This window comes from Sphingomonas sp. CCH9-F2 (genome assembly GCF_001556735.1).
Classification (GTDB): domain Bacteria; phylum Pseudomonadota; class Alphaproteobacteria; order Sphingomonadales; family Sphingomonadaceae; genus Sphingomonas; species Sphingomonas ginsenosidimutans.
The window spans coordinates 1-947 of the sequence record NZ_LSJO01000487.1; the positions used below are offsets into that span (position 1 = coordinate 1).

Consider the following 947-nt stretch of genomic DNA (forward strand, 5'->3'; position numbering starts at 1 on the left):
ATCGGGCTGACGATCGCGGCGGGGAGCGTGCCGCGACCGTCGTTCGCGTTTCGCGGTGCGGGGGCGTTCGCGCGGTACGGCGGGCTGGTTGCCGCGGGGCAGTTCTTCGCCTTCGTGTGGAGCCAGGCCGATGTCGCGATCGCGGGGCGGATCGTCGATGCGCGCACGCTGGGGCTGTACGCCACCGCACTGTTCCTGGTGCAGATCGTCGTGTCGAAGGTGGTGCCGCCGCTCAACGAAGTGGCGTTCGCCGCCTATGCGCGGTTGCAGGGCACGCCCGGCGCGGTCGGGCGGGCGTTCCTGACGCTGGTGCGCGCGGTGATGGTGGTGGCGATGCCGTTCTACATGGGACTGGCGAGCGCGGCGGAGCCGATCGTGCTGACCGCGCTCGGCCCGCACTGGCACGATGCCGCGCCGATCGTCGCGCTGCTGGCGCTGTCGATGCCGGCCTATACGCTCTACGTCCTGCTCGGCCCGGCATGCGACGCGCTGGGTCGGCCGGGCATCGCCACCGCCAATGGCGCCGCCGCGGCGGTGATCGCGCCGCTGGCGGTGATCGTCAGCGTGCAATGGGGGATCATGGCGCTGGCCGCGTCGTGGATCGCGACCTTTGCGCTGCTGCTGGCGATCGGCGCGCGGCGCGCGCTGCCGGTGATCGGGGTGAGCGCGGGCGAGCTGGTCCGCGCGGCGGCGCCGGCGGTGAGCGCATCGCTCGCGATGGCGGCGGTGGTCCTCCTGGTCGACCGCGCGCTGCCGCCGCTGGCCGCGGCGACGCGTCTCGGCCTGCTGGTCGCCACCGGGGGCGCGGTCTATGCCGGGTGGCTGCTGGTGTTCGCACGCACCTCGATCGCGGCGCTGCTGTCGTTGGTCAGGCCGCGGCCAGCCGCCTGATCGCGGCGCGCGTCTCGTCCAGATAGGTGCGCCCGTCGAAGCGGCAGGTGCCGACG

Annotated in this window: 1 protein-coding gene; it reads left to right on the top strand. The window is 73.8% G+C overall.

Annotation, left to right across the window (positions count from 1 at the left end):
* Window positions 1-891 (top strand): oligosaccharide flippase family protein (locus AX685_RS13790; protein WP_156445811.1); only part of this gene is annotated, 891 nt, incomplete at its 5' end.
* Window positions 892-947: the final 56 nt, after the last annotated feature.